Source organism: Dysgonomonas sp. ZJ709, from assembly GCF_011039195.1.
Classification (GTDB): domain Bacteria; phylum Bacteroidota; class Bacteroidia; order Bacteroidales; family Dysgonomonadaceae; genus Dysgonomonas.
Genome location: NZ_JAAKEM010000022.1, coordinates 1 through 23,224 on the forward strand (window position 1 = coordinate 1; position 23,224 = coordinate 23,224).

A 23,224-nucleotide genomic window follows, 5' to 3' on the forward strand; every position below is an offset into this window, starting at 1 on the left:
TATGGTATCTTCAGCTTGATTATCAAAAGTCTAATTCAAGAAATAAAGTTTCAACTTTATGTCATCCCATAGTTTACTTTTGATAATCGGTTAATCTCTACTTTTTTACAACAAAAGAATAAAATTAACCTTGCTTTTTGAATAGTAAATTATAAAACAAATATAAGAGTCATCCCGATACGCAGTGAGGGATGACAAAGTTGAATGATGTTTTTTATTGTTTCTTTCTTTATATCGAACACATGTTAATTAGTTTATTGTGCTATCAAATAATCATATACAGTCTTCGATATATCTGCTATTATTTTTGCATTAATGTCATCGTTTTCCATCGAATCTGTAATGAAAACAGCGAGTGAATAATATTTCCCATCAGGTAGCTGAATAATAGCGATATCGTTCTCTGCGGCTTTCAGTCCATCTTCGTTCCGAAAAGAACTCCCTGTCTTGTGTGCAACAAGTGTTTTTGCGGGAAGCAGGCTTTTTATTTTGTTACTACCTGTAGTTGTTTCAACCATTGTTTTCCATAGAAAATCCTGATAAATTGGAGATAGGAGCTTATTACTTCTGAAGACCTCTAATAAGCGAACCGCTGATAGTGGACTTGACCAATTTAAGTATTGGTTTTCAAACTGCTCATGCATTTTGGCCTCCGTCGCAGCTATATGGCAATTTTCTATACCTATACTTTTGATGTATTGATCGACTTTTGTTGTTCCACCAATGTATTTAAACAATATGTCGCAGGCGTTATTATCACTTTTTGCAACACTATATTTTATTAAGTCTGCTATCGACATATTGTAATTTCCATCAGGATTGGTGTCTCTTAGTGGACTATGTGTATTCGGTAATAAATCGTCTTTGGCGATAAATATCTCATGTTCAAGTGAAATATTATTTATCTGCATATAATTTAATACCGCCAATGCCAAGTGGAATTTATATACACTTAGCGTCGGATAGTTGTGGTTATTATTGATGGTAAGCGTATCTTTTCCATCCACAATCAATCCAACTCCTATAGTAGCTTGTTTGTTTTCAATAATCTTTTGGATATTATGTCTTAATCCATCCTTTTGGGCGAAAGCAAAAGGTATTATTGCAGATAAGATTACAAATATTAATGTCCGCTTCATCAGTCAATCAAACGTATTTGTTCTTTTAATCTTCGTATCTCTTCTTGCATATTGTCGATCTTATCAAGTAGATTATGAATAACATCGATCCCTGCCATATTGATTGATAAATCGTAATACCATCTGGCATATTGCTCCAAGCTTTTCAGTTGAGATATATGTATATAGCGCTCATCGTCTATTATACTGATCTCTATCAATCCTTCATCTTCCAGTTGTATTATAAAGTCGGGTTCTATCTGACTTTGTATACAGTATTCGCTTATAATTATCAGTTCGGATTTCATAATGGTAATACTTTAGGTTAAGACTTGGCTAATTTTCTGAACAATTCTTTTTGTTCTTCACTCAGATTAGTAGGAACTTCGACCGAATAGGTTATAATAAGATCTCCGAATTTGCCATCTTGTTTGTATATAGGAAATCCTTTGCCTTTGAGCCTTACTTTAGTGCCATTTTGGGTACCTGCAGGAATTTTTAGTTTTACTTTCCCTGTAAAGGTGTCGACCATTTCTTCACCTCCCAGTACGGCGGTATATAAATTGATATTAGCCGTAGAGTATAAGTCATCGCCTACCCGTTTGAAATTCGGGTCTTCAGTTATTACGAAGGTGATGAACAGATCACCTTTAGGCCCTCCGTTTGCCCCTTCTCCGCCTTGCCCTGCAAGTTTTATTACCTGACCATCTGCTACGCCAGCAGGGATAGTAATGCGTAGTTTCTTGCCGTTTACAGCAAGTTCACGTTTATGGGTATCGTAAGAATCACGAAGGTTTATGTGCAATTCTGTGGTATAGTCTGCACCCCTGAATCCTCTTTGCTGTCTGCCAGAGCGTCCTCCTCTGTTACCAAACAAGGATTCGAAGAAGTCTGAAAATTCGCCATTGTCTTCAGTGAAGCTATAGTTGCCACCGCCACCGAATCCTCCATAATCTGCAAATCCACCATTATGTGATTGTTGCTGACGAGCTTTCTCATATTCTTCAGCATGTTTCCAGTTTTCACCATACTCGTCGTATTTCTTCCGATTTTCAGGATTGCTGAGAACTTCGTTAGCTTCATTTATTTGCTGAAACTTACGTTTTGCCTCCTCATTATTAGAATTAATATCGGGATGGTATTTACGGGCCAACTTCCGATAAGCTTTTTTTATATCATCGGCAGTAGCTGTTTTAGAAACACCCAATATACTGTAATAGTCTATAAATGCCATATCTATTTAAAATATTAATTTTACATTTTAAAGTTATAACAAATTAATCACAAATAACTTAGGGATGTTGCAAAAAAGGCTACAATCTTATTTTTTGATTTTAGCTCTGTTTTTTAGTTCATTATATATTTTCAGGCATGCCCAGGCATCAAGAGAAGCATATTTTTTCTGAGCATCTGAAAGTATTTCTGTTTCCCAGTTTGACAGACGCTGCCCCTTTGATATTCTTTTTTCAAAAAGTATGCCATAAATGCGTTGTAAGCTGTTGTCTTCTATACCATAATATTTCACAAAGTCTTGCAAGTCAATGAAGTTTTCGGGGGCCAGTGGCTTCCTTTTATGTATAGCAGAAAAATCGTCTTTAAGAGATAATCCGATCTTCTTTATAGCTGGATTTGTTAGAATATTTGCTAAACAATCCGGCAAACCGATATGATTAAGCCTGAACAGAAAGCATGTATCATTAGTTGATAGTTGCATTAATGCAATTTTGTGCGATACTCCCTTACGAAAAGCGGGACGAGTTTCTGTATCGAACCCTATAGAATCGTATTTTTCCAAATATTGACAGGCTTTCTCAGCTTCATTTTCGGTTTGTACCACAATAATCCTTCCGGCAAAACTCTCTTGAGGAAGCCCGGATATCTGTTCTTTTGTAATTGTACTCACCATATATCGTCTGTATTATCTGTTATATCCGTATCGCTTCCCAGCAATTCATCGTCTGTTGAATATTTAAGTGAATGTAATGCGCGTAAAACATTTACTAATTTTTGTCCCCAGTATATCTTGAAATGCTCGATGCATACATACAGCGCATCGTTCATGTTCTCTGTCAGTCCGCGTTCGTAAATAGTAATGAAGTTCTTTGTATCTTGATAGATATCCGTAAGATCTTCGGAGATGCTGGCTACAATAGGTGTTTCACTATACTTCATATCTTGCAGAAATACCTCCAGATAGGAGTCGTCTTTGCCGAATACATTATATAATTTAGATGATATATAATTGTAATTTTCTTCACTTACGCTTATTTCAGGCTCTTCTTCGTTGACCATTTCGGTATCGGGAACAAGGGATGCCTTCAGATAGAGTAGGGGTAATATCTTTGTCAGTTTGTCTGTTAGCTCCGCTGATTCTATATCTTCAAAGTTTTCCAGATAGCCACAATACTGTACAGCTACTGTAACAAACTCTATAGAATCTCGTGAATAGACAACTTCCTTTAATTCTTCTGCCATTTCTTCATTTTTTTATTATAACAAAATTACGAAATAAAAGTAAGGGGCGTCGCCTCTTTTTTACAATTATTTGGAATGGTTAAATAATCTTTCATATTTTGGACTTTTCCTTCCTATACAATAAAAAAGCCCCTTGCAGACTATGCAGGGGGACTTTATATATTTATATCGGGTGAGATATCACTTCTTGGTCATGCGCTTGCGCTCATTCTCATCGAGATATATCTTACGCAGACGGATAGAGCTTGGAGTAACCTCTACATATTCATCTTCTTTTATATATTCCAGTGCATCTTCAAGGCTGAAAATAATAGCAGGAGCTAGTTTTGCTTTATCGTCAGTACCCGAAGCACGTACGTTACTCATTTTTTTAGCTCTTGTAAGATTAACGACCAAGTCACCTTCTTTCGAGTGTTCACCTACAATCTGTCCCATATAGATGTCAGTTTGTGGTTCTACAAAGAAATGTCCGCGATCTTGCAATTTGTCAAGAGCATATGCATATGCATTGCCTGATTCGCTGGCGATTATAGATCCGTTTGAGCGTTTATCAATATCGCCTTTCCATGGTTGGAAGTCAAGGAAGCGATGAGATACAACAGCTTCACCTGCCGAAAGTGTAAGTGCAGTATTGTTGATACCGATTATACCACGCGAAGGGATTGTAAATTCGAGATAAACACGATCTCTTTTGGTTTCCATCATAGTTAGTTCGCCACGACGACGAGTCACAAGGTCAATAATCTTACTTGAATATTCTTCAGGTAGATTAATCGTCAATTGCTCTATCGGTTCGTGTTTTACACCATCTATTTCTTTGATAATTACTTTAGGTTGTCCTACTTGCAATTCATAACCTTCTCGGCGCATAGTCTCGATTAAAACTGATATGTGGAGAATTCCACGTCCGAAAACAGTCCATGAATCAGCATTTTGCGTTAACTCTACGCGTAAAGCTAAATTCTTATCCAACTCGCGTATAAGGCGGTCGTGTATATGACGAGAGGTAACAAATTTACCCTCTTTACCAAAGAACGGAGAGTCATTGATAGTGAAGAGCATCGACATAGTAGGCTCATCGATATCGATAGGAGGTAATGGCTCCGGGTTTTCGAGGCTGGCAATTGAATCTCCAATTTCAAAACCGTCGATACCAATAAGAGCACATAGGTCACCACATTCGGCACTTGTTACCTTTGTGCGGCCAAGTCCTTCGAATGTATTTATTTCTTTAATTCTACTTTTTATGAAGCTTCCGTCACGCTTGCAAAGAGAAACATCCATTCCTTCTTTCAATTCACCGCGGTGAATACGTCCGATAGCGATACGTCCTACATATTTAGAATAATCCAGAGATGTGATTAGCATTTGTGGAGTTCCTTCTAATAATTCAGGGCCGGGGATATGTTTTACAATTGCATCTAAGAGAGGGATAAGGTCTTCTGTCTTTTCTTTCCAGTCTTCCGACATCCAGCCTTGTTTAGCAGAACCGTAAATAGTAGGGAAATCTAATTGTTCTTCAGTTGCATCGAGACTGAACATAAGATCGAATACCATTTCATGCACCTCTTCGGGGCGACAATTTGGTTTGTCTACTTTGTTGATTACAACAATGGGTTTCAATCCCATTTGAATAGCCTTTTGCAGCACAAAACGAGTTTGTGGCATTGGTCCCTCAAATGCATCTACCAGTAGTAGACAGCCATCGGCCATATTTAATACTCGTTCAACTTCTCCTCCAAAGTCGGCATGGCCGGGAGTGTCAATAATGTTGATTTTTGTTCCTTTATAGTTGATTGATACGTTTTTGGAAAGGATGGTTATCCCGCGTTCACGCTCCAAATCGTTATTGTCAAGAATAAGATCGCCTGTTGACTGATTGTCTCTGAAAAGTAATCCGGCAAGAAGTAGCTTGTCAACAAGTGTAGTCTTACCATGATCCACGTGTGCGATAATCGCAATGTTTCTAATATTCTGCATACATAAATTTTGAGGTTGCAAAGGTACGCTTTTTTAAACAAAAACATCCACTTAGATTGCTCTAAATGGATGCTTTATGAATATTTTATATATTTTATCCCATATAACCTCTGACAATGCCACGTGGCGAGCTTTTAACGAACTCAACAATTAACTCCATTTCCGGAGTTTTCTCAAATTCTTGCTCTATTTTCTTTATAGCATCGGTGAAGTTATAGCCTGATTGATAAATGATACGATAGATTTCCTGTATCTCATTTATTTTATCATTCGAATAATTATGTCTTCGTAATCCCACTAGATTTACTCCCGAATAACATACAGGTTCGCGTCCGGCGATAATATATGGAGGGATGTCTTTTCCCAAACGAGTGCCTCCTTGTATCATAACATGAGCACCAATACGGGTAAATTGATGAACAAGTGTACCTCCGCTTAATATAGCATGATGATCTACCTCTACTTCCCCCGCTAGCTGTGTAGCATTGCCTATGATAACGTAATCTCCTAATATAGAATCGTGAGCAATGTGGCTATAAGCCATCAGTAAGCAGTTCTTGCCAACGATGGTATGTCCTTTCGATGCTGTTCCGCGATTGACGGTCACGCATTCTCTCACCATAGTACCATCCCCTACAATTGCTAAAGTATCTTCACCTCTGAACTTCAAGTCTTGAGGTATACCTGCAATAACTGCTCCCGGAGAAATACAACAGTTTTTTCCAATCCTAGAACCTTCTCTTATGTTGGCTCCTGACATAATGATTGTACCATCACCTATTTCAACATTCTTATCGATAAATGCGAATGGCTCTATGGTTACATTCTCTCCCAATTTAGCGTCAGAGTCAACATGAGCTAAAGTCGATATGTTTGACATATAATCTTATTTATTTATTTTTTACGATTTGAGCCGTAAATTCGGCTTCTGATACGAGTTTCTCACCAACAAAGGCAAATCCTTTCATGTTAGCAATTCCACGTCGTATTTCTGACATCATTTGAAGGCGGAAGATCAGTGTATCTCCTGGTACAACTTTGCTTCTGAATTTTACATTGTCGATTTTCAAAAAGTAAGTAGAATATCTTTCTGGCTCTTCTACTTGAGAAAGAACAAGAAGACCTCCTATTTGTGCCATTGCCTCAATTTGTAATACTCCCGGCATAACAGGTTCTTGAGGGAAGTGTCCTTGGAAGAACGCCTCATTCATTGTCATGTTTTTAACTCCGACAATATGTTTTTGGCCAATTTCGATAATCTTATCTACCATCAACAATGGGTAACGGTGAGGCAGTAGTAGTTTGATCTTATTGATGTCAAATACAGGTTCGATATTCGGATCGTATATAGGTGGCTGAACTTCGTTCATTTTAATCTGCTTACGGATTGCACGTGCCAATTGATTATTGATTTTGTGCCCCGGGCGTGTAGCTATTATACGTCCTTTGATTGGTTTTCCTATTAGAGCCATATCTCCAACAACATCTAGTAGTTTGTGGCGAGCAGGTTCGTTAGGGTATTGAATTTCTTTATTGTTGAGGTAGCCAAGTTCTGTTGCATCCTTTTTGAAAGGTATGCCTAGTAGCGTACCCAAATTGTCAAGGGCTTCTTGAGATATTTGTCTTTCGTATATTACGATTGCATTATCGAGATCTCCACCTTTTATTAATCCGGCCTCTAATAATTTTTGTATTTCGCGTACAAAAACAAAAGTACGGGCACCTGCTATTTCATTTTCGAAATCGTTCAGATCATCCAAAGATGCTGATTGATTCGGTATATATTTCGATTCAAATTCAATAAATGAATTTACACAAAATTGTTCGTCCGGTAGCAGGATTATTTTTGATCCTGTTTCTTCGTCCTTTATCTCCATTTTGCGGCGCACGATGAAATAGTCTTTTTCCTCACTTTGTTCTTCCAAACCAACTTTTTTGATAGCTTCTACATATTTTATAGCGCTACCATCAAGTATCGGAAATTCGGGAGCGTTGACATCTATCAAGCAGTTATCAACATTCAGGGCATATAGTGCTGCCATGGCATGCTCGATAGTACTCACTATCACATCTCCTTTTATTAGCACTGTACCACGTTGAGTATTTCCTACATTCTCGGCAAGAGCATCTATGATAGGTTGATCTTCCAGATCAATTCTTCTTACTTTATATCCGTGATTTTCGGGTGCCGGATTAAATGTAATCGTTATTGGCAACCCCGTATGTAGTCCTTTACCTTGTAGGGTAAAGCTATCTTTCAGCGTGTGTTGTTTATCCATTATTAAAAAGGCTCTTATTTGTTTATTTTAGATTTTAATTCTTCTATTTCCCTTTGCAGTTGCGCCATCTGACGATACATTTCCGGTAGTTTAGGGAAAACTACACTAGATCGGAAAAAGTCTTTTACTGGCATGGCCGGTGCTCCTATTATTTTAGCATTTGCTTTTACATTGCTTATTATACCTGCTTGCGCTCCGATGTTTGCATTGTCACCCACAGTAATATGACCTCCTAGACCAACTTGTCCGCCAAACATACACTGTTTTCCTATTTTGGTAGAACCTGATACGCCAACCTGAGCTGCCATAACAGTGTTTTCACCTACTTCAACATTATGTGCTATTTGGATAAGGTTATCCAACTTAACACCTTTATGTATTATGGTAGCATCCATAACAGCACGGTCGATAGTTGTATTTGCTCCTATCTCAACGTCGTCTGCGATGATTACAATGCCTAGTTGAGGTATTTTTTTGTATACATCCTCTTCTAAAGCGAAGCCAAAACCATCTGATCCAATTACAGCTCCTGAGTGTATAATACAATTACTGCCTATCTGGCAACCATCATATATTTTTGCTCCCGAGTAGATAATTGTATTTTCTCCGATAGTAACACCCTCACCAATATAGGATTGGGGGTATATCTTCGATCCTTTGCCTATCTTTGCTCTATCAGCTATATAGGCGAATGCTCCAATATATACGTCTTCTTCTAATACAGCTTTTTCACTCACAAACGACATTTGTTCTATTCCTGTTTTTTTAGGTTTCGATTTTTCAACGAAGTCGAGCAATATGGCTAATGAGGCATATGCATTGAAGGTGCGTATTAGAGTAGCCTCTATGGGATGCTCTGCTACGAAATCATTATTAACTAAGACGATGCTTGCCTTAGTTGTATATATGTAATTAGTGTATTTGGGATTGGCTAAAAATGTCAGGGTCCCTGGTTTACCTTCTTCTATCTTAGAGAAATTAGTAACCTCAACAGAAGGATCACCTTCAATCGTTCCATTTAAAACTGTAGCAATTTGCTGTGCAGTGAAGGATATTTGCATATAAAAAAGTAAAAACTAAATGTATTCTTTTCCGAGAATGCGAAATAAATAATAATTTTCCAAATATATGACTTTTATACTTAAAAACCTTTGGGAGAATACAAAATATTGTTATTTATTCAATCTTTCCGTAAAAGGATATGGGTTGTCTGCTGTTTTCCTGTACCGTAAGTGATGTATAACCTGTATCCCCGATTCGTAGAACAAGTTTATAATTATGTTGGTTGTCTTTGATATCTATCGATACATCCCACATACCTTTTTTCTTTTCCGAAATTAAGTAATCAAATTTGGTACTTGCAAATTTTATTCCTCCTTCATCAGAAGAATAGGGGGCTGAATAGGCACGGCCGAAATAGGGTAAATATGAGGTAATTGTATCTTTTGTTATTTTTAAAGAGTAAGGTGATGTTAGCTGAATAGTTCTTCCTCCACTCATCGGTGTCGCAGTAGAAGGAACAAAGGTATAATTCATAGAGTCTATTTTTTCGGTCATGCATGAGATTGTTTCTTGATCAGAAATACTTGTTTCTCCTGTTTTGCAACTTGCCAATAAATTAGTTAGCAGTATAATAACTGTAATCTTTAAAATTAGTTTCATAGCATTCATCATTTTATAATAGAACGTATGATTGTTCGGAATGTTTTATTAGATGGGTAAATATGGTAAAAAGCAAGTAGCTATATATAGAATAAAGTAAAGGTAAAATAGGAATATTTTCCACTTATCTTCAGCTAAAGCATAAAAATGAGAAAGAATTAAAGTGCCTACCCCTATAGCGATGTATATGTTAGATATATAATTAATATTGAGGAAGATAGAAAGCAAGATGGAAACAGAAGTAATTAAAATCAGTAAGTAGATATATGCGCGTGTTCTGATTTTATCTTTGTAGCTGTTTATGTAGCTATCTATAAGTATGATACTTATTATTATTCCCGAAAATCCAATTATAATCCAATCGGCAAGCTGGAGATTTAGAATAGGTAAATTACTTAATTGATTTATAGTAACTGATGTAAATGGTGCATAAAAAACAGCTAATTTATCTGTAAAGAGATAATAAGAAAATGCAGGAAAGTATAGAATTATTATTCCCAGTATAGTCGCCAAGAATGATTTAAAATTGAAGCATCTCATTATTCCCAGCCCAATCCATAAAATAGGAAAGTATAAAAGTAGCCCGGGTACAAAAAGGCTACCTAGTGTAAGAATAAAACTAGCATTGAATGCTCCAAATTGTTTTTTGTCGCTATTATATGACGAAAACAGAGAGGATATGGTTAATAGAATGAATAAAACTCCGAAATATTCTGCACTCATTCCCAGAAAAAAGGTACTACAACTGAATAGTAGTACAGAAAAGGCTGCAGGTAGAAATGTTTTTCTTCTGATTAATACATATTTTGTATTTATGTGGCTATTCAAGAAGGCGATGAGAGCAATAGCTATACTAGTACTCAATAAAGAGATTGTTGCTGATTGAGTAAAGAAGGATGAAATTGGAATCCACAAATAGCCATTGGATGACGAAGATATATAAAATGACGATTCATCAGAAAATATGAAATATATTATCCGGATAAAAATCGCGAATAGGATGGCGAATATAAATATACCTTTCCCTTCTGCAATCGTCTTTTTATATGATCTGAGATTCACTATTTAATGGTTATTTCAGGTCGAAGCCAATATCCTTGCGATAATATTTCTTATCGAATTTTATTTTTTCCGCATTTTGGAATGATAAAGCAAGGGCTTCTTTTTTTGTCTCTCCATAAGAGCTTACAGCAATTACGCGTCCGCCGTTTGTAAGAACTTTACCATCCGACAATTTAGTTCCTGCATGAAACAGGATACTGTCAGATATTGCATCGAGTCCGTTCATTTCTTTATTCTTTTCGTAGTCTCCAGGATATCCGCCCGAAACGAGCATTACTGTTACTACGTATCTAGGGTCTATTTCCAGCGTTTTTTCTTTTAATGTTTTGGTTGCGACACCCTCCAGCAAAGAAACAAAATCCGATTTTATGCGAAGCATTACCGCTTCTGTTTCAGGATCACCCATTCGGACATTATATTCTATTACCATTGGTTCGCCTTTTACTTCTATCAGTCCAACGAAGATGAAACCTTTGTATGTGATGTTGTCTTTCTTTAAGCCTTCAATAGTCGGTATTACAATGCGTTCCTCTACCTTCTTCATGAAGATTTCGTCAGCAAACGAAACCGGAGAAACAGCTCCCATACCACCTGTATTTAATCCTGTATCACCTTCGCCTATGCGTTTGTAGTCTTTTGCAACAGGCAAAATCTTATATGAATCGCCATCCGTCATTACAAATACGGAGCATTCTATTCCCGATAAGAATTCTTCTATAACAACAGTTTTGCTGGCATCACCAAACATACCACTAAGCATTTCTTTGAGTTCGGACTTAGCTTCGTCAAGATCATTTATGATAAGCACACCTTTTCCGGCGGCTAAACCATCGGCTTTTAATACATATGGTGCTTGTAGCTGTTCAAGGAATGAATAAGCATCTTCTAACTGATCTAAAGAAAAGCTTTTGTAGCGAGCCGTAGGTATATTATGGCGAACCATAAACTGTTTGGCAAAATCCTTGCTGCCCTCGAGTTCTGCACCCTTTTGCGAAGGACCGACAACCGGAATGTTTTTTGTTTGCGTATCATTTGCAAAATAGTCGTAGATTCCTTTTACCAAAGGTTCTTCGGGGCCGACAACTATCATGTCGATATTGTTTTCCAACACAAATTGTTTTATTGAGGGGAAATCGGTTATAGATAAATCTATGTTTTTACCAATCAGTCCAGTGCCAGCATTACCCGGTGCAATGTAGAGGTTATCTACTTTGGTACTTTGATTAATTTTCCACGCTAAAGCGTTTTCGCGTCCGCCACTTCCTAACAATAAAATATTCATAATGGATACTGATTTTTCTTTGAATGACAAAGATATATGATTATTTTCTGTTAACATGAAATCCTGAATATTTATTGTAATTTTGCACCCTTAATAAAGGAAAAAAGCGACAGATGGATATAGAAAAGGGTATATTTAAACGCACCGAGTTACTATTGGGTAGTGATTTAATGAATAAAATTTCTTCTACACGTGTTATAATATTCGGTGTGGGGGGTGTTGGTAGCTGGTGTGCAGAGAGTCTCGTACGATCAGGGATAAAACATTTAACAATAGTAGATGCAGATCGTGTCTGTGAAACAAATATAAATCGTCAGTTGATGGCCACGACCAAGACTGTGGGGCAGGTAAAAGTTGATGTATTAAAATCGCGATTGTTAGATATAAATCCAGATGCTGAAATAACGACTTTAGCTCAGGTGTATAGTGAAGAGTCATCAGCGTCTTTCCATTTGGGTACTTATGATTATATAATAGATGCCATAGACAGCCTCAAGCATAAAATCCATCTTATTCAAGCTGCAACAAAAACACAAGGAACTTTGTTTTCATCTATGGGAGCCGCCTTAAAGATGGATCCTTCGAGAATAAAAGTTGCAGAGTTTTGGAAAGTTCAGGGGTGCAGACTTGCTTCTGCTTTGCGTCAGCGGATGAAAAAAGAAAATAAACCTGCTAAAAAGTTCTTATGTGTGTATAGCGATGAACTTTTAGAAAACAAAGGTTTGGTTTATGAGCAGGACGAATCTAAAAGTTCGGCATTGCTTCGAGAAAAGAACCCGAGTAAAAAGGCACAAGTAAACGGTACTATGTCTCATATTACCGCCATTTTCGGATTGAATTTAGCAGGGTTGGTAATTCAGGATATTTGTAAAGAATAAGTAAAATATTACGAAGATATTTTTGCATCTTTGTAGGAAATTCATTAAAACACATAGATATGAGTGAGTTAGTTGTTAAATATGGTATATCGGGAGGTAAAAAGATAACTAATATTGTTATCGGTATTTATCTGATAATTTTCAGCCTTTACTTCTGTATTACCGAAGGGGTGGCAAGTCGTTTTGATATTCTTTTCTGTAGTTCTCTGATCGGAGTCGTAATGGCCGCTATATTGTTGCTCAGTAATACCCTTTGGTTACCGGGAGATACATTGAGAATCGATAGTAATTCTATTGAAGCAAGTTTGCCTGGACAAAGTAATGTAAAGATAGAATGGACAACAGTCAGTCAGGTTAACATTGGAGTGAGTTACATTGTGCTTTTGCTTAACGGTGGACAAAAACAACGCAAGTTAGACCTATCCAATCTTATTTATAGTGATGTTACTGCGGTGAAAAGCAAAATTGTAGAGTTAAGCGAGTTTAAGAATATACCTTATCAGAATGACTGATAAATATTGTATTTTTACATAATGGACTCTAAAACAAAGGTTTTAAAAGATAATTTTGTACAGCTAAAAAACGTTGTTATAACAATACTGCCTAAGGGTAAGATAGAAATATCGCTTTTTCTGTTTTTTACTTTTATTTATTTATCGTATTCATTGTTCTTACTTTTCCATACCTATATTCTAGACTATCCTTATGCAGGAATTTATGATTTATATCTTTCTTTTGACAATACACCTATATTTAATCAAGGTTTTCTGAATTTGGAAAGGCATCCCTTGATGCTCTATTTCACCAAGCCTTTAATGTTGGTAGGAGATGTATTAATTAAATTATTCGGCTATAAAGCGAAAGGAGTATTTATAGTTTTATTTTGCACTTCAATAGTCTCTTTATCTATAGTTTATATATATCGGTATCTTAAGATTATAGTAGGAGTAAATAAGTACCCTCTTTACCTTTTAGTTTTCTTCTATGGGTTCTTTTCAACAAATCTTATTCTCTGTTTCACCATCGAATCTTTTACAATTTCATTGTTCCTCCTGACTTTTACTGTATATTATTATAGCTACTGTATATTATCGGAGAAGAAAGTGACATTTCTTTCCAATATATTTTTTGCATTTGCATTAGGAGGTACAACAATAACAAACTTTGCAAAAGGAATTATTCCGATATTCTTTATTAAAGGGAATATAAAAAATAAGCTTTATAAAATATTCGCTTTAGGAATATTGTTTTTCTTAAGCCTTGTATGGATAGAATTTAGATATAACATTTTTTCAAATCTTACTTCTGGGATTAATAAGTTTATCTATTCCGAGAGTAGTTTGCTTGAGAAGGTAGTTGATCTATTTTTAGGATCTCCGATATTTTTTCCTCCGATACAAAAAGGACTGAATGAGTATTCAGGGGTGATGATAGAAACCGATCGTTATCATTTTTGGTGGCAATATCTATTTGTTGGGCTATTATTCTTTTTTATCATATACTCTATAATTAGAGGTTATAAAAATAAGTATATTCAACTTTTAGTACTATTCTTTAGCTGTGATATTTTTTTACATGTAATTTTGAAATTTGGTATTGCTGAGGGATTTTTATATGGAGGTCATTGGGTTTATGTAGTACCTCTTTTTCTAGGTTGGTTATATAAATCATTAAGTAAAAAAACGGGTAATATATTTCTATTATTATTATCTTGCATGTTTCTTTTTCTGTGTGTAAATAATATTTACCAATTAATTAATTTTCTCACCCTTGCGATAGAATATTATCCTTTAGTATTGCCGGACTGGATTTCAATTTAATTATATAATGAGAAGAATAAAATCATACATACAGCTGATACGGGTGCATCAATGGGTTAAAAATCTATTCGTATTTATTCCAATGTTTTTTGCATTTAGGATGACTGAGATTCCTTTAATTATAGCTTGTATTTGGGCTTTTATTGGTTTGTCATTCGTTGCCAGTTCTATATACATCGTTAATGACTTGTGCGATATTGAAGCTGACAAGTTACATCCTATGAAAAGAAACAGACCTTTAGCTTCGGGAACTGTAAATAAGAGAGATGCCTTTATTCTATTTACTTTTTTGCTTGCATCAGGATTCTCAATATATATATTCTTATTAAAAGATATTTATGCTGTTGCACTATTGGGACTCTACTTTGTGTTAAATGTCCTTTATTCATTTGAGTTGAAGCATATTGCTATTGTTGATGTTTCTATTGTCGCTGCGGGTTTCGTTATACGTCTTTTTCTCGGTGGGTTGGTAACAGATGTACCTCTTTCCAGATGGGTTGTAATTATGACGTTTTTGTTAGCATTACTTTTAGCTCTGGGGAAACGGAGAGATGATGTTCTTATTTTTATTGAAACGGGTAATAAGGCTCGAAAAAATCTGGATGGTTATAATCTCGATTTCTTGAATACTGTTATTACTATAATGTCTAGTATTATAATTGTTTCTTATATCATGTACACGGTTTCACCCGAAGTGATTGCTCGTAATGGGGAAAATTTATATCTATCCTCTATTTTTGTTATACTTGGTATTCTACGCTATTTACAAATTGTTTTTGTAAAAGGGGATGGAGGAAATCCAACTAAAATATTTATTAAAGATCGCTTTATGCATATAATATTTATTGGTTGGATAGGTACTTTTTTGATATTTTCACTTCTTTACAAATAAAACGTTATGGCATGAAAATTGTTGAAGAATCAAGAATTATTGCAGTCTTCGATTTTGATGGGACGATTACAGTGAAGGATACTCTTTTTGACTTTATCGTTTTTTGTCATGGGGGATGGAAGTTAGTAGCTGGATTGCTTATTTTATCGCCAATATTAGTTCTTTTTAAGCTTGGTTTTATTACAAATGAATCAGCAAAACAACGTATGTTTTCCTTTTTCTTCAAAGGAAAAAAGAAACCTGATTTCGATCTTTATTGTCAGAGATATAGTAGGAGAATTGATGAAATAACGAATTTAGAAGCTGCTGATAAGATTAAGTGGCACCAATCAGAAGGGCATCAGATAATAATAATAAGTGCTTCTATTGTCGATTGGATTAAACCTTGGGCAAATACTTCAAATATAGAAGAGGTAATTGGTACGCAGATAGAAATAAAAGATAATATAATAACGGGTAGATTTGCAAGTAAGAACTGTTATGGGCGGGAGAAAGTAAATCGTTTACTCGCATTGTATCCTGATAGAGATTCCTATAAATTATATGCATATGGAGATAGTAGCGGCGATAAAGAATTGCTCTCCATCGCCGATTATCCATTCTATAGAAAGTTCTGAATTTACTTATATATATCTTTCTTACCTGCCAATAATGTATTTCTCATCAAAGAGATAATTGTCATCGGGCCGACTCCTCCCGGAACAGGAGTGATATATGATGTTTTAGGAGCAACTTCATCAAAAGCTACATCTCCTTTAAGTTTGAATCCTGATTTTGTTTCTGTCGAAGCAACACGGGTAGTACCTACATCTATTACTACTGCACCTTCTTTTACCATATCTCCTTTCAAAAATTCGGGAACGCCAAGAGCTGCGATAATAATATCGGCACTTAGACAAACCTCTTTAATGTTCGGTGTGCGACTATGGCAAACCGTTACAGTAGCATCACCCGGATAACCTTTTTGCATCATCAAATTGGCAACGGGCTTTCCTACAATATTACTGCGACCTAGTACAACGCAGTGTTTGCCTTGTGTCGGTATGTTATATCGTTTCAAGAGTTCTACGATACCTGCCGGAGTAGCCGATACGAAGCAGGGTAATCCGATTGACATGCGCCCTACATTGATAGGATGGAATCCATCCACATCTTTGCGATGGTCGATGGCTTCTATTACTTTTTGTTCCGATATATGTTTGGGTAGAGGCAATTGTACAATGAAACCGTCCACATCAGAATCTTTATTCAAACGGTCTACACAAGCCAGAAGTTCTTCTTCGGTGATGTTATCTTCATAACGAACTAGAGATGATTTAAATCCAACTTCTTCGCATGTACGTACTTTGCTGGCTACATAAGTTTCGCTGCCACCATCGTGTCCCACAAGTACTGCTGCCAGATGAGGAGTTTTACCTCCCGCAGCTTTTATTCGGGCAACTTCTTCTGCTATTTCAATCTTCATTTGTGCCGATATGGCTTTTCCGTCAATTAGTTGCATTCTTTCTTATTTGAGATTATGGGTGTAAAGATACAAAATAGAGGTCAATATTTATTATTTAAAGTAAGTTCGATATTAAATATCATATAACTTATGCTTTATGATTTGGTATCAGTCTTTCGTCCATTCTGTCATCCCGCTACGCAGTGAGGGATCTCGACTTTTCCTTATTGTAGAATAATAGATCCCTCACTGCGTAGCTGGATGACAAATTCGAATGAAAATTTTGTTGTTCCTTTTTTCTGTCAAACTCACGTTATTTATAAATAAAAAAGGAGGAACATCTGCTCCTCCTTTCAATATATAAATACAATCTTATTTTTTCATTTGTGGCATTTTACCACCTTTCATCTGGGTCATCATTTTCATCATTTTACGTGTTTGATCAAATTGTTTGATCAACTTATTCACGTCTTGAGTAGATGTTCCACTACCAGCAGCAATACGCTGACGACGGCTTCCGTTTAAGATTTCAGGATTACTTCTTTCTTTTGGAGTCATCGAATAGATAATAGCCTCGATACTTTTGAATGCGTCATCGTCAATATCCAGGTCTTTGATAGACTTGCCTACCCCCGGAATCATAGCAGCCAAATCTTTTAGATTACCCATCTTTTTAATTTGTTGTATCTGTCCGATAAAATCGTTGAAGTCGAATTGATTCTTTGCTATTTTCTTTTGCAGGCGGCGTGCCTCTTCTTCATCGTATTGCTCTTGCGCTCTTTCTACGAGTGATACGATATCACCCATACCCAATATACGGTCAGCCATACGATCGGGATGGAATACATCGAGAGCATCCATTTTTTCGCCTGTTCCTACAAATTTGATAGGTTTGTCTACTATCGAACGGATAGAAAGCGCAGCACCACCACGCGTATCACCATCAAGTTTTGTTAATACAACACCATCAAAATTCAATCTGTCGTTAAATTCTTTGGCTGTATTCACGGCATCTTGTCCTGTCATCGAGTCTACTACGAATAGAATTTCGTCAGGTTTTACAGCATTTTTGATAGCTGTAATCTCTTTCATCATCTCTTCGTCAACAGCCAAACGGCCGGCAGTATCTATTATGACAAGATCATTGCCATTTTGTTTCGCTTGTTTGATTGCATTCAATGCAATCTGTACAGGATCCTTGCTGTCTTCTTCGAAATATACAGGGACCTCTATTTGAGCACCCAGTATCTTCAATTGCTCAATAGCAGCAGGGCGATATATATCGTCAGCCACAAGAAGTGGATTTTTGCCTTTTTTAGATTTCAACATTTTGGCAAGTTTGCCCGAGAATGTTGTTTTACCTGATCCTTGCAGACCGGCCATCAATATAATTGCAGGCGAACCTTTTATGTTGATATCGGTAGCAGTACCACCCATCAACAAGGCTAGCTCGTCATGTACAATTTTCACCAAAAGCTGTTCAGGTTTAACGGCAGTAAGCACGTCTTGTCCCATTGCTTTATCTTTAACAGTTTCGGTAAATTGTTTTGCTGTTTTGTAGTTAACGTCGGCATCGAGTAACGCACGGCGTACATCCTTAAGCGTTTCGGCTACATTTATTTCGGTGATTTTGCCTTCACCTTTCAAGATTTTAAACGATCGTTCTAATCTACTACTAAGACTTTCAAACATATTGTAAATTCGTTATTTATATTCGATTAATGGAGTGCAAAGATATAAACTTTTGCTATAAACTGAAAATGTCTTATTTCTTTTTCTCGTTTATAATTGGCTGCTTCACTATTGGTTTAATAGAATCGGTCGTGATTTTCAGAGAATCCGTTGCCATCTTGGTCGAATCAGTTTGGTTTTCCTGTTGGGTTCTCATCCTTCTTCTCCGTCTGAACGATTGGAATAATCGTTTCAGTGTAGACGCTTCCTTCGTATAAACAATACCTACTCCTTGCGTATATGGAGCCTGACGATAGAAGCTATCATTGGCGTGGTTATATGCTTTTAGGGTCCAGACATTACTCAATTGGTATTCTACATCGAAGTCTCCGATAAATGAGTTGTCCATTGTAGCCGAATTTTCTGTTCTATACCCTAAGTTGGTATTCAATTTCAATTTATCATCAAGGAATTTAGTCGAAACATTTACGCTCATATCCATATTAGACATTGTGCCATCGTTCGACTCTATATTTGTACCTATTTCCCATTTATCCCCCAATATGTTGCCAAAGGCAGCATTCAGGCCATTCGATAATGCACTCGAAGCCATGTTTGTCCACATGCCTTCGGTGAAATTCGCACCACTTGTACTACTTGACGAATGGAATGAGCCGGAAGCGATAAGGTATGCAAATTGTATAATCTTTTGTTCATCAGTATTGATTAAGCTATTGAGCTTACGTTGAAAATCGTCATTAGAATCTACCAGACTAATGTCATAGGTCAGGTTCATTTTATCCATATTCCCACTTATTCCTAAGATACAGTCTACCTGCACTCTTGTCGAAATTAAGTCTGACTCAAAACTAGGATCTAATGTTTTAAGATCGGCTCTCACTCTACGGAAAGCTGCAATATTGAAATTTGTTTTTAATGGATCGCCAATGAAATTAAGTTTACCGCCCTCTCTTATTCTAAAGTCTAATCTTTTGATATTTTGCAGATTAAATCTGACATTCCCATCGGTGAGTGTATAATCGCCAAAAGTGGTCATGTTCTCAGTTCGCATATCGTAACTGAAGTTTATATTTCCATTTCCCCTCACCTCCATTGCATCACCTGTATTCGGGTCGATAATTATACCAAGAGTCAGATCGGATGTCACATTCAGTTTTACATTTAGTTTTAATGGTAGAGCATCTGATTTGCGTGATCTTAATGCAGCGTTTATGTTACTCTCGATTAGTTTCTCTTGTGGTACATTTATGTATACAACACTTTTGTAATCGGTAGCTTCAGATGTTTGTGGGACTAGAATATTGAGTGTCGAATTTTTGTCATTTCTGATCTGCATATTCATGTTGATGTTGTTATCATCACCAACTATTTTTACACTTCCCGATGCAAATACACGACCATAGAATAAACTGTCAGTACGGTTTTCTGTATTCAATACCATGAGATTAGTCATGTTCATATCTACAGTATATTTCATGTCCGCAAAGTTTTTATGAGTAACAGTTGCACTCACTCTGGCTGTATGACCCTGAGAATCTTTTAGCCTCAAGTTATCGAAGCCTATTTTATCGGGAGTGACATCTATTGTATCCGAAATAGTGTAGACTACATTTGTATAATCTATCCCAACAGATGCCTCATTAAAGCCAAAGAATCCTTTTACTTTTGGCTCTTTCATACTTCCTTCCACTGTGAGATCAGTGCTGATAGTGCCCGAAAGTTGGTTTACCATATCAGCTACAAACGGTTTCATCCAGCCTATAGGTAATTTATCAAGATGGACTTTAAGATCGAGAGAATCCTGATTAGTATATATCATTCCTTTTATTTCGGCTTGCTTTTCTATTTCCTTATGGAGGGATGCGTTCAGTTTTATCCCCTTCAATTCATTGCTCCATTCGCTTTCGAGGTCGAGGGAGCCCAACGTATCTTTAAATACGATAATGTCAGTCATTTTGAAGCCTTTCGTATAAAGTTCAGGTTGCTCTAAAATATTTGTCATCACTATATCTCCATTAACTACTCCATGTACATAGTTAACATCGAATGCTTCTAACAAATCTCCTACTTGCGCCTGCTCGAAATATACTTTTATACTATCAGCGTTTTCTCTTGATATCACACCATTGGCTCCGATATATTTCTTATTATTCAGATTAACACCAACGTTGCTGATCTCTGTACGTTCGCCGATATTTGTAATTTTACCCGGCAGTAAATTCAAGTTGAGTTTTCCTACTTTTATATCCGAAGCGACAAATTGAAGAAGGGATACTAATTCTTTCTTCTCACTTCTGTTGAATTTGGCCAAAGCTTCTATTTGTCCTTTAATATCGATTTTAGCACTGTCGCTATTCGCTTTCAAAAGGCTATGTATTTCATCTTTTGCACCGTTCACATTCAAGGCAAGATTATAAATACCATTGTCCATATGGACTTGTGATCCCAGCGTAATGTTGAAAGCTGAATCTAAATTGGCTACATCTAGCTTTGTGTCTTTTATGTCCATCTCTCCATATTTGAGATGGGGGATATTTCCGTTTATCGTTATTTTATGATCTATTGTATTTATACGCCCATTTATGTTTGCAGGAACAATAATATCGACCGGGAGTGCAAATATTTTGCCCAATTCTTCGGTATTTTGAGCAGATATACTGAAGTCGAAATTATTCTGATCTTTTTTAGCATACTTTGGTTTTTCAAATACGCTCGGCATATATTTATACATCAGATTGCTAAATTCATTGGCTAATGTCAGAAATTTGTACTGACCTCTTATGTTTGCAGTTAGCAGCGACGATGTAAATGATATGTATTTGTCGTTTTTATCGCCTTGTCTGCCTAATTCCAGTGTAAATAATCCGGGTCTGAAATTGAAGTTATCACCATGAAAATCAAGGCTGTCTATAGTTGCACGTCCTGACATATTATCAATATCCAGTCCTTTTATATGACCATCGAGCCGTAAGGATAAAAGTGGATTTTTCCATGCCTCATTTACATATATACGATCTATTTTAAATGTATCTATATTTAGTCTCACATTTATATCCGGTACCGCTGCCTGAGTCATATCTACATCTGCAAAAATAGAGCCTGTAGGAGAACTGACTTGGGCGGTCAATCCCATTTTGACAGGATTGTAAAATCCATTGAAATTGACATTCTTAAGACTCTCCCTTTCGTTCATTTCCAAAGCATCTATCACGCCCTGCAGCTGTGCAGTCAGCGATTGTTTATTACTTTGTCTTGCATTCAGATTCACATGCATTGATAGCTTACCTATACCATCTTTTTCTTGGTTTAAAAGCCTACCCAGATTGAAGTTTTGAGTATTCAGTCGTGCATTCACATTGAAGTTAGTAAACGTAGTGTCTATAGCTCCATTTGCCAGAAGGGTGATGGCTCCCTGACGTGTCCATGCTTCGGTGTTTAATCTGAATCCGCTCAATTTACCATTTAATTTGCCTTTAAGGAAGATAGTACCCATGCTTTTCAATATATCAGGCGCTACAAATGTGCTGTCGCCAATGCGGGCGAATGCAGTAACTGCGTTGGGTTGTATACTGAATTTATCGATAGAAAGGTCGATGTCGGCCTCACCATATTTTTCATAGCTTGATATAGAAGCTTTTCCTTCCAGAATACAATCTTCTCCGTAATTAAGGCTTATTTTCTCCATATTGACAAAAGGAAGTGTGCCTTTTATATTTGTTTTGAGAGAAATCTTATGTGTAAGATATTTGAGGTTAGGTAAGATCGATGTGAAATCTTCTCCTGCAATTTCTGTGTCCTCTGTACCGATTTCGAATTCACTTGTGGATAAGTTATATCTGACCTGGTTTGTTTTTAAATGCGAGTTGGGTAAAGATAAAGATAGATTATCTACCCATAGTTGCGATTTTTCGGAATATACTTTTCCGGTAAGGCTTGTTATTTCGAGTCCCGATCTTTCTTTTGCTGTTAGTTTGTTTAATGAAACATCCAGTTTGTCTATATCTATGGAATTCAGATCGACATTTGCATTTACATCGTAGAGCGAGATATGCGAAGCATTAAATAATCCGGGTGTCGCCGGTTTGTTTAGTACATTATAATTGAGTCGTCCATTTTTGATGTCAATGTCTTCGATAACTATTGTCAATGCACTTTTCGTAGTGTCTACCTTCGTAGTGTCAGTGCTCGCAAAAGCATCAATAACAAACTGAAAATTGAAATTGCTGATGCTGTCTTTCTGACTTACATTTATAAGAAAATCGTCTAATGTAATACTTGTTATTGCAAGTTTTTTACTTCTCAATAGCTCCCACGGGCTAAGTTGTACATCAAGAAATTGAGCGTAAAGTAAAGTGTCTTTAGACTGATCTTCTATATATACACCCTTTAAAGTGGCGTGATTAAATAGGCTTAGCCGTACTTCATCTATCGAAACTTCCGTTTGGAGCTTCGATTTTAATTGATTGACGGCAAAATTTGCTACTTTCTGTTGAATGGCAGGAATGGACAATAAAAAATACAGCAATACATTCAATCCTATGAAACCTAGGATTGTGTATAGCAAAAATTTAAAGAGTCTTTTTATAAGACTTTTCTTTTTTTTAGGAACTTTTACTTCCTCATCGTTCTCTTCCATTCGG

20 protein-coding genes are annotated in these 23,224 nt (G+C 36.4%); 5 read left to right on the forward strand and 15 right to left on the reverse strand.

From position 1 onward, the window contains the following. Positions 1 to 254 precede the first annotated feature (254 nt). The 12 genes from bla to purD form a co-directional block, all read right to left on the reverse strand. Positions 255 to 1,139 carry a class A beta-lactamase, subclass A2 gene (bla, locus tag G7Y56_RS13675; RefSeq protein ID WP_255498758.1) on the reverse strand — a complete coding sequence of 295 codons (885 nt, stop codon included), beginning with the start codon at positions 1,137 to 1,139 and terminating at the stop codon, positions 255 to 257. Then, positions 1,139 to 1,426, reverse strand: coding sequence for a chaperone modulator CbpM (locus G7Y56_RS13680; RefSeq protein WP_165023942.1), 288 nt, complete (start codon positions 1,424 to 1,426; stop codon positions 1,139 to 1,141). The genes bla and G7Y56_RS13680 overlap by 1 nt, the downstream gene beginning before the upstream one ends. 17 nt (positions 1,427 to 1,443) lie before the next feature. Further along, the gene (locus G7Y56_RS13685) at positions 1,444 to 2,352 is read right to left on the reverse strand and encodes a DnaJ C-terminal domain-containing protein (RefSeq protein WP_165044291.1); all 909 of its coding nucleotides are present in this window, start codon (positions 2,350 to 2,352) and stop codon (positions 1,444 to 1,446) included. An 87-nt stretch (positions 2,353 to 2,439) separates the two neighbouring features. After that, complete coding sequence (locus G7Y56_RS13690; protein WP_165023948.1) at positions 2,440 to 3,024, reverse strand: 3'-5' exonuclease; 585 nt, start codon at positions 3,022 to 3,024, stop codon at positions 2,440 to 2,442. Then, positions 3,018 to 3,593 (reverse strand): DUF5063 domain-containing protein, encoded by a 576-nt coding sequence (locus G7Y56_RS13695; RefSeq protein WP_165044293.1) that lies wholly within the window; start codon positions 3,591 to 3,593, stop codon positions 3,018 to 3,020. The genes G7Y56_RS13690 and G7Y56_RS13695 overlap by 7 nt, the downstream gene beginning before the upstream one ends. A gap of 180 nt (positions 3,594 to 3,773) precedes the next feature. Next, complete coding sequence (gene typA, locus G7Y56_RS13700; RefSeq protein WP_165023953.1) at positions 3,774 to 5,573, reverse strand: translational GTPase TypA; 1,800 nt, start codon at positions 5,571 to 5,573, stop codon at positions 3,774 to 3,776. Positions 5,574 to 5,667: 94 nt separating this feature from the next. Then, positions 5,668 to 6,453 (reverse strand): acyl-ACP--UDP-N-acetylglucosamine O-acyltransferase, encoded by a 786-nt coding sequence (lpxA, locus tag G7Y56_RS13705; protein WP_165044295.1) that lies wholly within the window; start codon positions 6,451 to 6,453, stop codon positions 5,668 to 5,670. 10 nt (positions 6,454 to 6,463) lie between these two features. Beyond that, on the reverse strand, positions 6,464 to 7,852 hold the full coding sequence (locus G7Y56_RS13710) for a bifunctional UDP-3-O-[3-hydroxymyristoyl] N-acetylglucosamine deacetylase/3-hydroxyacyl-ACP dehydratase (protein ID WP_165044296.1): 1,389 nt from the start codon (positions 7,850 to 7,852) through the stop codon (positions 6,464 to 6,466). A 14-nt stretch (positions 7,853 to 7,866) separates the two neighbouring features. Further along, a complete protein-coding gene (gene lpxD, locus G7Y56_RS13715; RefSeq protein ID WP_185153936.1) occupies positions 7,867 to 8,907 on the reverse strand; it encodes a UDP-3-O-(3-hydroxymyristoyl)glucosamine N-acyltransferase in 1,041 nt (346 codons plus the stop codon). A 121-nt stretch (positions 8,908 to 9,028) separates the two neighbouring features. Continuing rightward, positions 9,029 to 9,514 carry a DUF4251 domain-containing protein gene (locus tag G7Y56_RS13720; RefSeq protein ID WP_165044298.1) on the reverse strand — a complete coding sequence of 162 codons (486 nt, stop codon included), beginning with the start codon at positions 9,512 to 9,514 and terminating at the stop codon, positions 9,029 to 9,031. 48 nt (positions 9,515 to 9,562) lie between these two features. Continuing rightward, entirely contained in the window at positions 9,563 to 10,576 is a 1,014-nt protein-coding gene (locus G7Y56_RS13725) for a hypothetical protein (RefSeq protein ID WP_165044300.1), read from the reverse strand. A 10-nt stretch (positions 10,577 to 10,586) separates the two neighbouring features. After that, positions 10,587 to 11,858: a phosphoribosylamine--glycine ligase gene (gene purD / locus G7Y56_RS13730; RefSeq protein ID WP_165044302.1), complete on the reverse strand. Its 1,272-nt coding sequence runs from the start codon at positions 11,856 to 11,858 to the stop codon at positions 10,587 to 10,589. Between the two features lie 113 nt (positions 11,859 to 11,971). Between purD and G7Y56_RS13735 the strand changes: the two genes are divergently transcribed. The 5 genes from G7Y56_RS13735 to G7Y56_RS13755 are packed head-to-tail and all read left to right on the forward strand — an operon-like array spanning position 11,972 to position 16,065. Continuing rightward, complete coding sequence (locus tag G7Y56_RS13735; RefSeq protein ID WP_165023968.1) at positions 11,972 to 12,736, forward strand: ThiF family adenylyltransferase; 765 nt, start codon at positions 11,972 to 11,974, stop codon at positions 12,734 to 12,736. 59 nt (positions 12,737 to 12,795) lie between these two features. Next, positions 12,796 to 13,248, forward strand: coding sequence for a hypothetical protein (locus tag G7Y56_RS13740; RefSeq protein ID WP_165023970.1), 453 nt, complete (start codon positions 12,796 to 12,798; stop codon positions 13,246 to 13,248). Between the two features lie 21 nt (positions 13,249 to 13,269). Then, complete coding sequence (locus G7Y56_RS18490; protein WP_221412126.1) at positions 13,270 to 14,556, forward strand: DUF6080 domain-containing protein; 1,287 nt, start codon at positions 13,270 to 13,272, stop codon at positions 14,554 to 14,556. Between the two features lie 7 nt (positions 14,557 to 14,563). Beyond that, positions 14,564 to 15,448, forward strand: coding sequence for a decaprenyl-phosphate phosphoribosyltransferase (locus G7Y56_RS13750; protein WP_165044304.1), 885 nt, complete (start codon positions 14,564 to 14,566; stop codon positions 15,446 to 15,448). 11 nt (positions 15,449 to 15,459) lie between these two features. After that, on the forward strand, positions 15,460 to 16,065 hold the full coding sequence (locus tag G7Y56_RS13755) for an HAD-IB family hydrolase (RefSeq protein ID WP_165023978.1): 606 nt from the start codon (positions 15,460 to 15,462) through the stop codon (positions 16,063 to 16,065). A gap of 2 nt (positions 16,066 to 16,067) precedes the next feature. Here the strand turns inward: G7Y56_RS13755 and folD are convergent, their stop codons facing one another. The 3 genes from folD to G7Y56_RS13770 all read right to left on the reverse strand — a co-directional run bounded on the left by folD (position 16,068) and on the right by G7Y56_RS13770 (position 23,220). Next, on the reverse strand, positions 16,068 to 16,949 hold the full coding sequence (gene folD, locus G7Y56_RS13760; RefSeq protein WP_165044306.1) for a bifunctional methylenetetrahydrofolate dehydrogenase/methenyltetrahydrofolate cyclohydrolase FolD: 882 nt from the start codon (positions 16,947 to 16,949) through the stop codon (positions 16,068 to 16,070). Positions 16,950 to 17,264: 315 nt separating this feature from the next. After that, a complete protein-coding gene (gene ffh / locus G7Y56_RS13765; RefSeq protein ID WP_165023983.1) occupies positions 17,265 to 18,584 on the reverse strand; it encodes a signal recognition particle protein in 1,320 nt (439 codons plus the stop codon). Between the two features lie 73 nt (positions 18,585 to 18,657). Beyond that, a complete protein-coding gene (locus G7Y56_RS13770) occupies positions 18,658 to 23,220 on the reverse strand; it encodes a translocation/assembly module TamB domain-containing protein (RefSeq protein WP_165044308.1) in 4,563 nt (1,520 codons plus the stop codon). Positions 23,221 to 23,224 lie beyond the last annotated feature (4 nt).

Excerpts from the sequence above, each read along its gene's own strand:
- G7Y56_RS13680 (WP_165023942.1), bottom strand. The coding sequence starts at position 1,426 with ATGAAATCCGAACTGATAATTATAAGCGAATACTGTATACAAAGTCAG.
- G7Y56_RS18490 (WP_221412126.1), top strand. The coding sequence starts at position 13,270 with ATGGACTCTAAAACAAAGGTTTTAAAAGATAATTTTGTACAGCTAAAA.
- bla (WP_255498758.1), bottom strand. The coding sequence starts at position 1,139 with ATGAAGCGGACATTAATATTTGTAATCTTATCTGCAATAATACCTTTT.
- purD (WP_165044302.1), bottom strand. The coding sequence starts at position 11,858 with ATGAATATTTTATTGTTAGGAAGTGGCGGACGCGAAAACGCTTTAGCG.
- G7Y56_RS13710 (WP_165044296.1), bottom strand. The coding sequence starts at position 7,852 with ATGGATAAACAACACACGCTGAAAGATAGCTTTACCCTACAAGGTAAA.
- G7Y56_RS13695 (WP_165044293.1), bottom strand. The coding sequence starts at position 3,593 with ATGGCAGAAGAATTAAAGGAAGTTGTCTATTCACGAGATTCTATAGAG.
- G7Y56_RS13735 (WP_165023968.1), top strand. The coding sequence starts at position 11,972 with ATGGATATAGAAAAGGGTATATTTAAACGCACCGAGTTACTATTGGGT.
- G7Y56_RS13685 (WP_165044291.1), bottom strand. The coding sequence starts at position 2,352 with ATGGCATTTATAGACTATTACAGTATATTGGGTGTTTCTAAAACAGCT.
- folD (WP_165044306.1), bottom strand. The coding sequence starts at position 16,949 with ATGCAACTAATTGACGGAAAAGCCATATCGGCACAAATGAAGATTGAA.
- G7Y56_RS13770 (WP_165044308.1), bottom strand. The coding sequence starts at position 23,220 with ATGGAAGAGAACGATGAGGAAGTAAAAGTTCCTAAAAAAAAGAAAAGT.
- G7Y56_RS13720 (WP_165044298.1), bottom strand. The coding sequence starts at position 9,514 with ATGAAACTAATTTTAAAGATTACAGTTATTATACTGCTAACTAATTTA.
- G7Y56_RS13750 (WP_165044304.1), top strand. The coding sequence starts at position 14,564 with ATGAGAAGAATAAAATCATACATACAGCTGATACGGGTGCATCAATGG.
- G7Y56_RS13740 (WP_165023970.1), top strand. The coding sequence starts at position 12,796 with ATGAGTGAGTTAGTTGTTAAATATGGTATATCGGGAGGTAAAAAGATA.
- typA (WP_165023953.1), bottom strand. The coding sequence starts at position 5,573 with ATGCAGAATATTAGAAACATTGCGATTATCGCACACGTGGATCATGGT.
- ffh (WP_165023983.1), bottom strand. The coding sequence starts at position 18,584 with ATGTTTGAAAGTCTTAGTAGTAGATTAGAACGATCGTTTAAAATCTTG.
- lpxA (WP_165044295.1), bottom strand. The coding sequence starts at position 6,453 with ATGTCAAACATATCGACTTTAGCTCATGTTGACTCTGACGCTAAATTG.
- G7Y56_RS13755 (WP_165023978.1), top strand. The coding sequence starts at position 15,460 with ATGAAAATTGTTGAAGAATCAAGAATTATTGCAGTCTTCGATTTTGAT.
- G7Y56_RS13690 (WP_165023948.1), bottom strand. The coding sequence starts at position 3,024 with ATGGTGAGTACAATTACAAAAGAACAGATATCCGGGCTTCCTCAAGAG.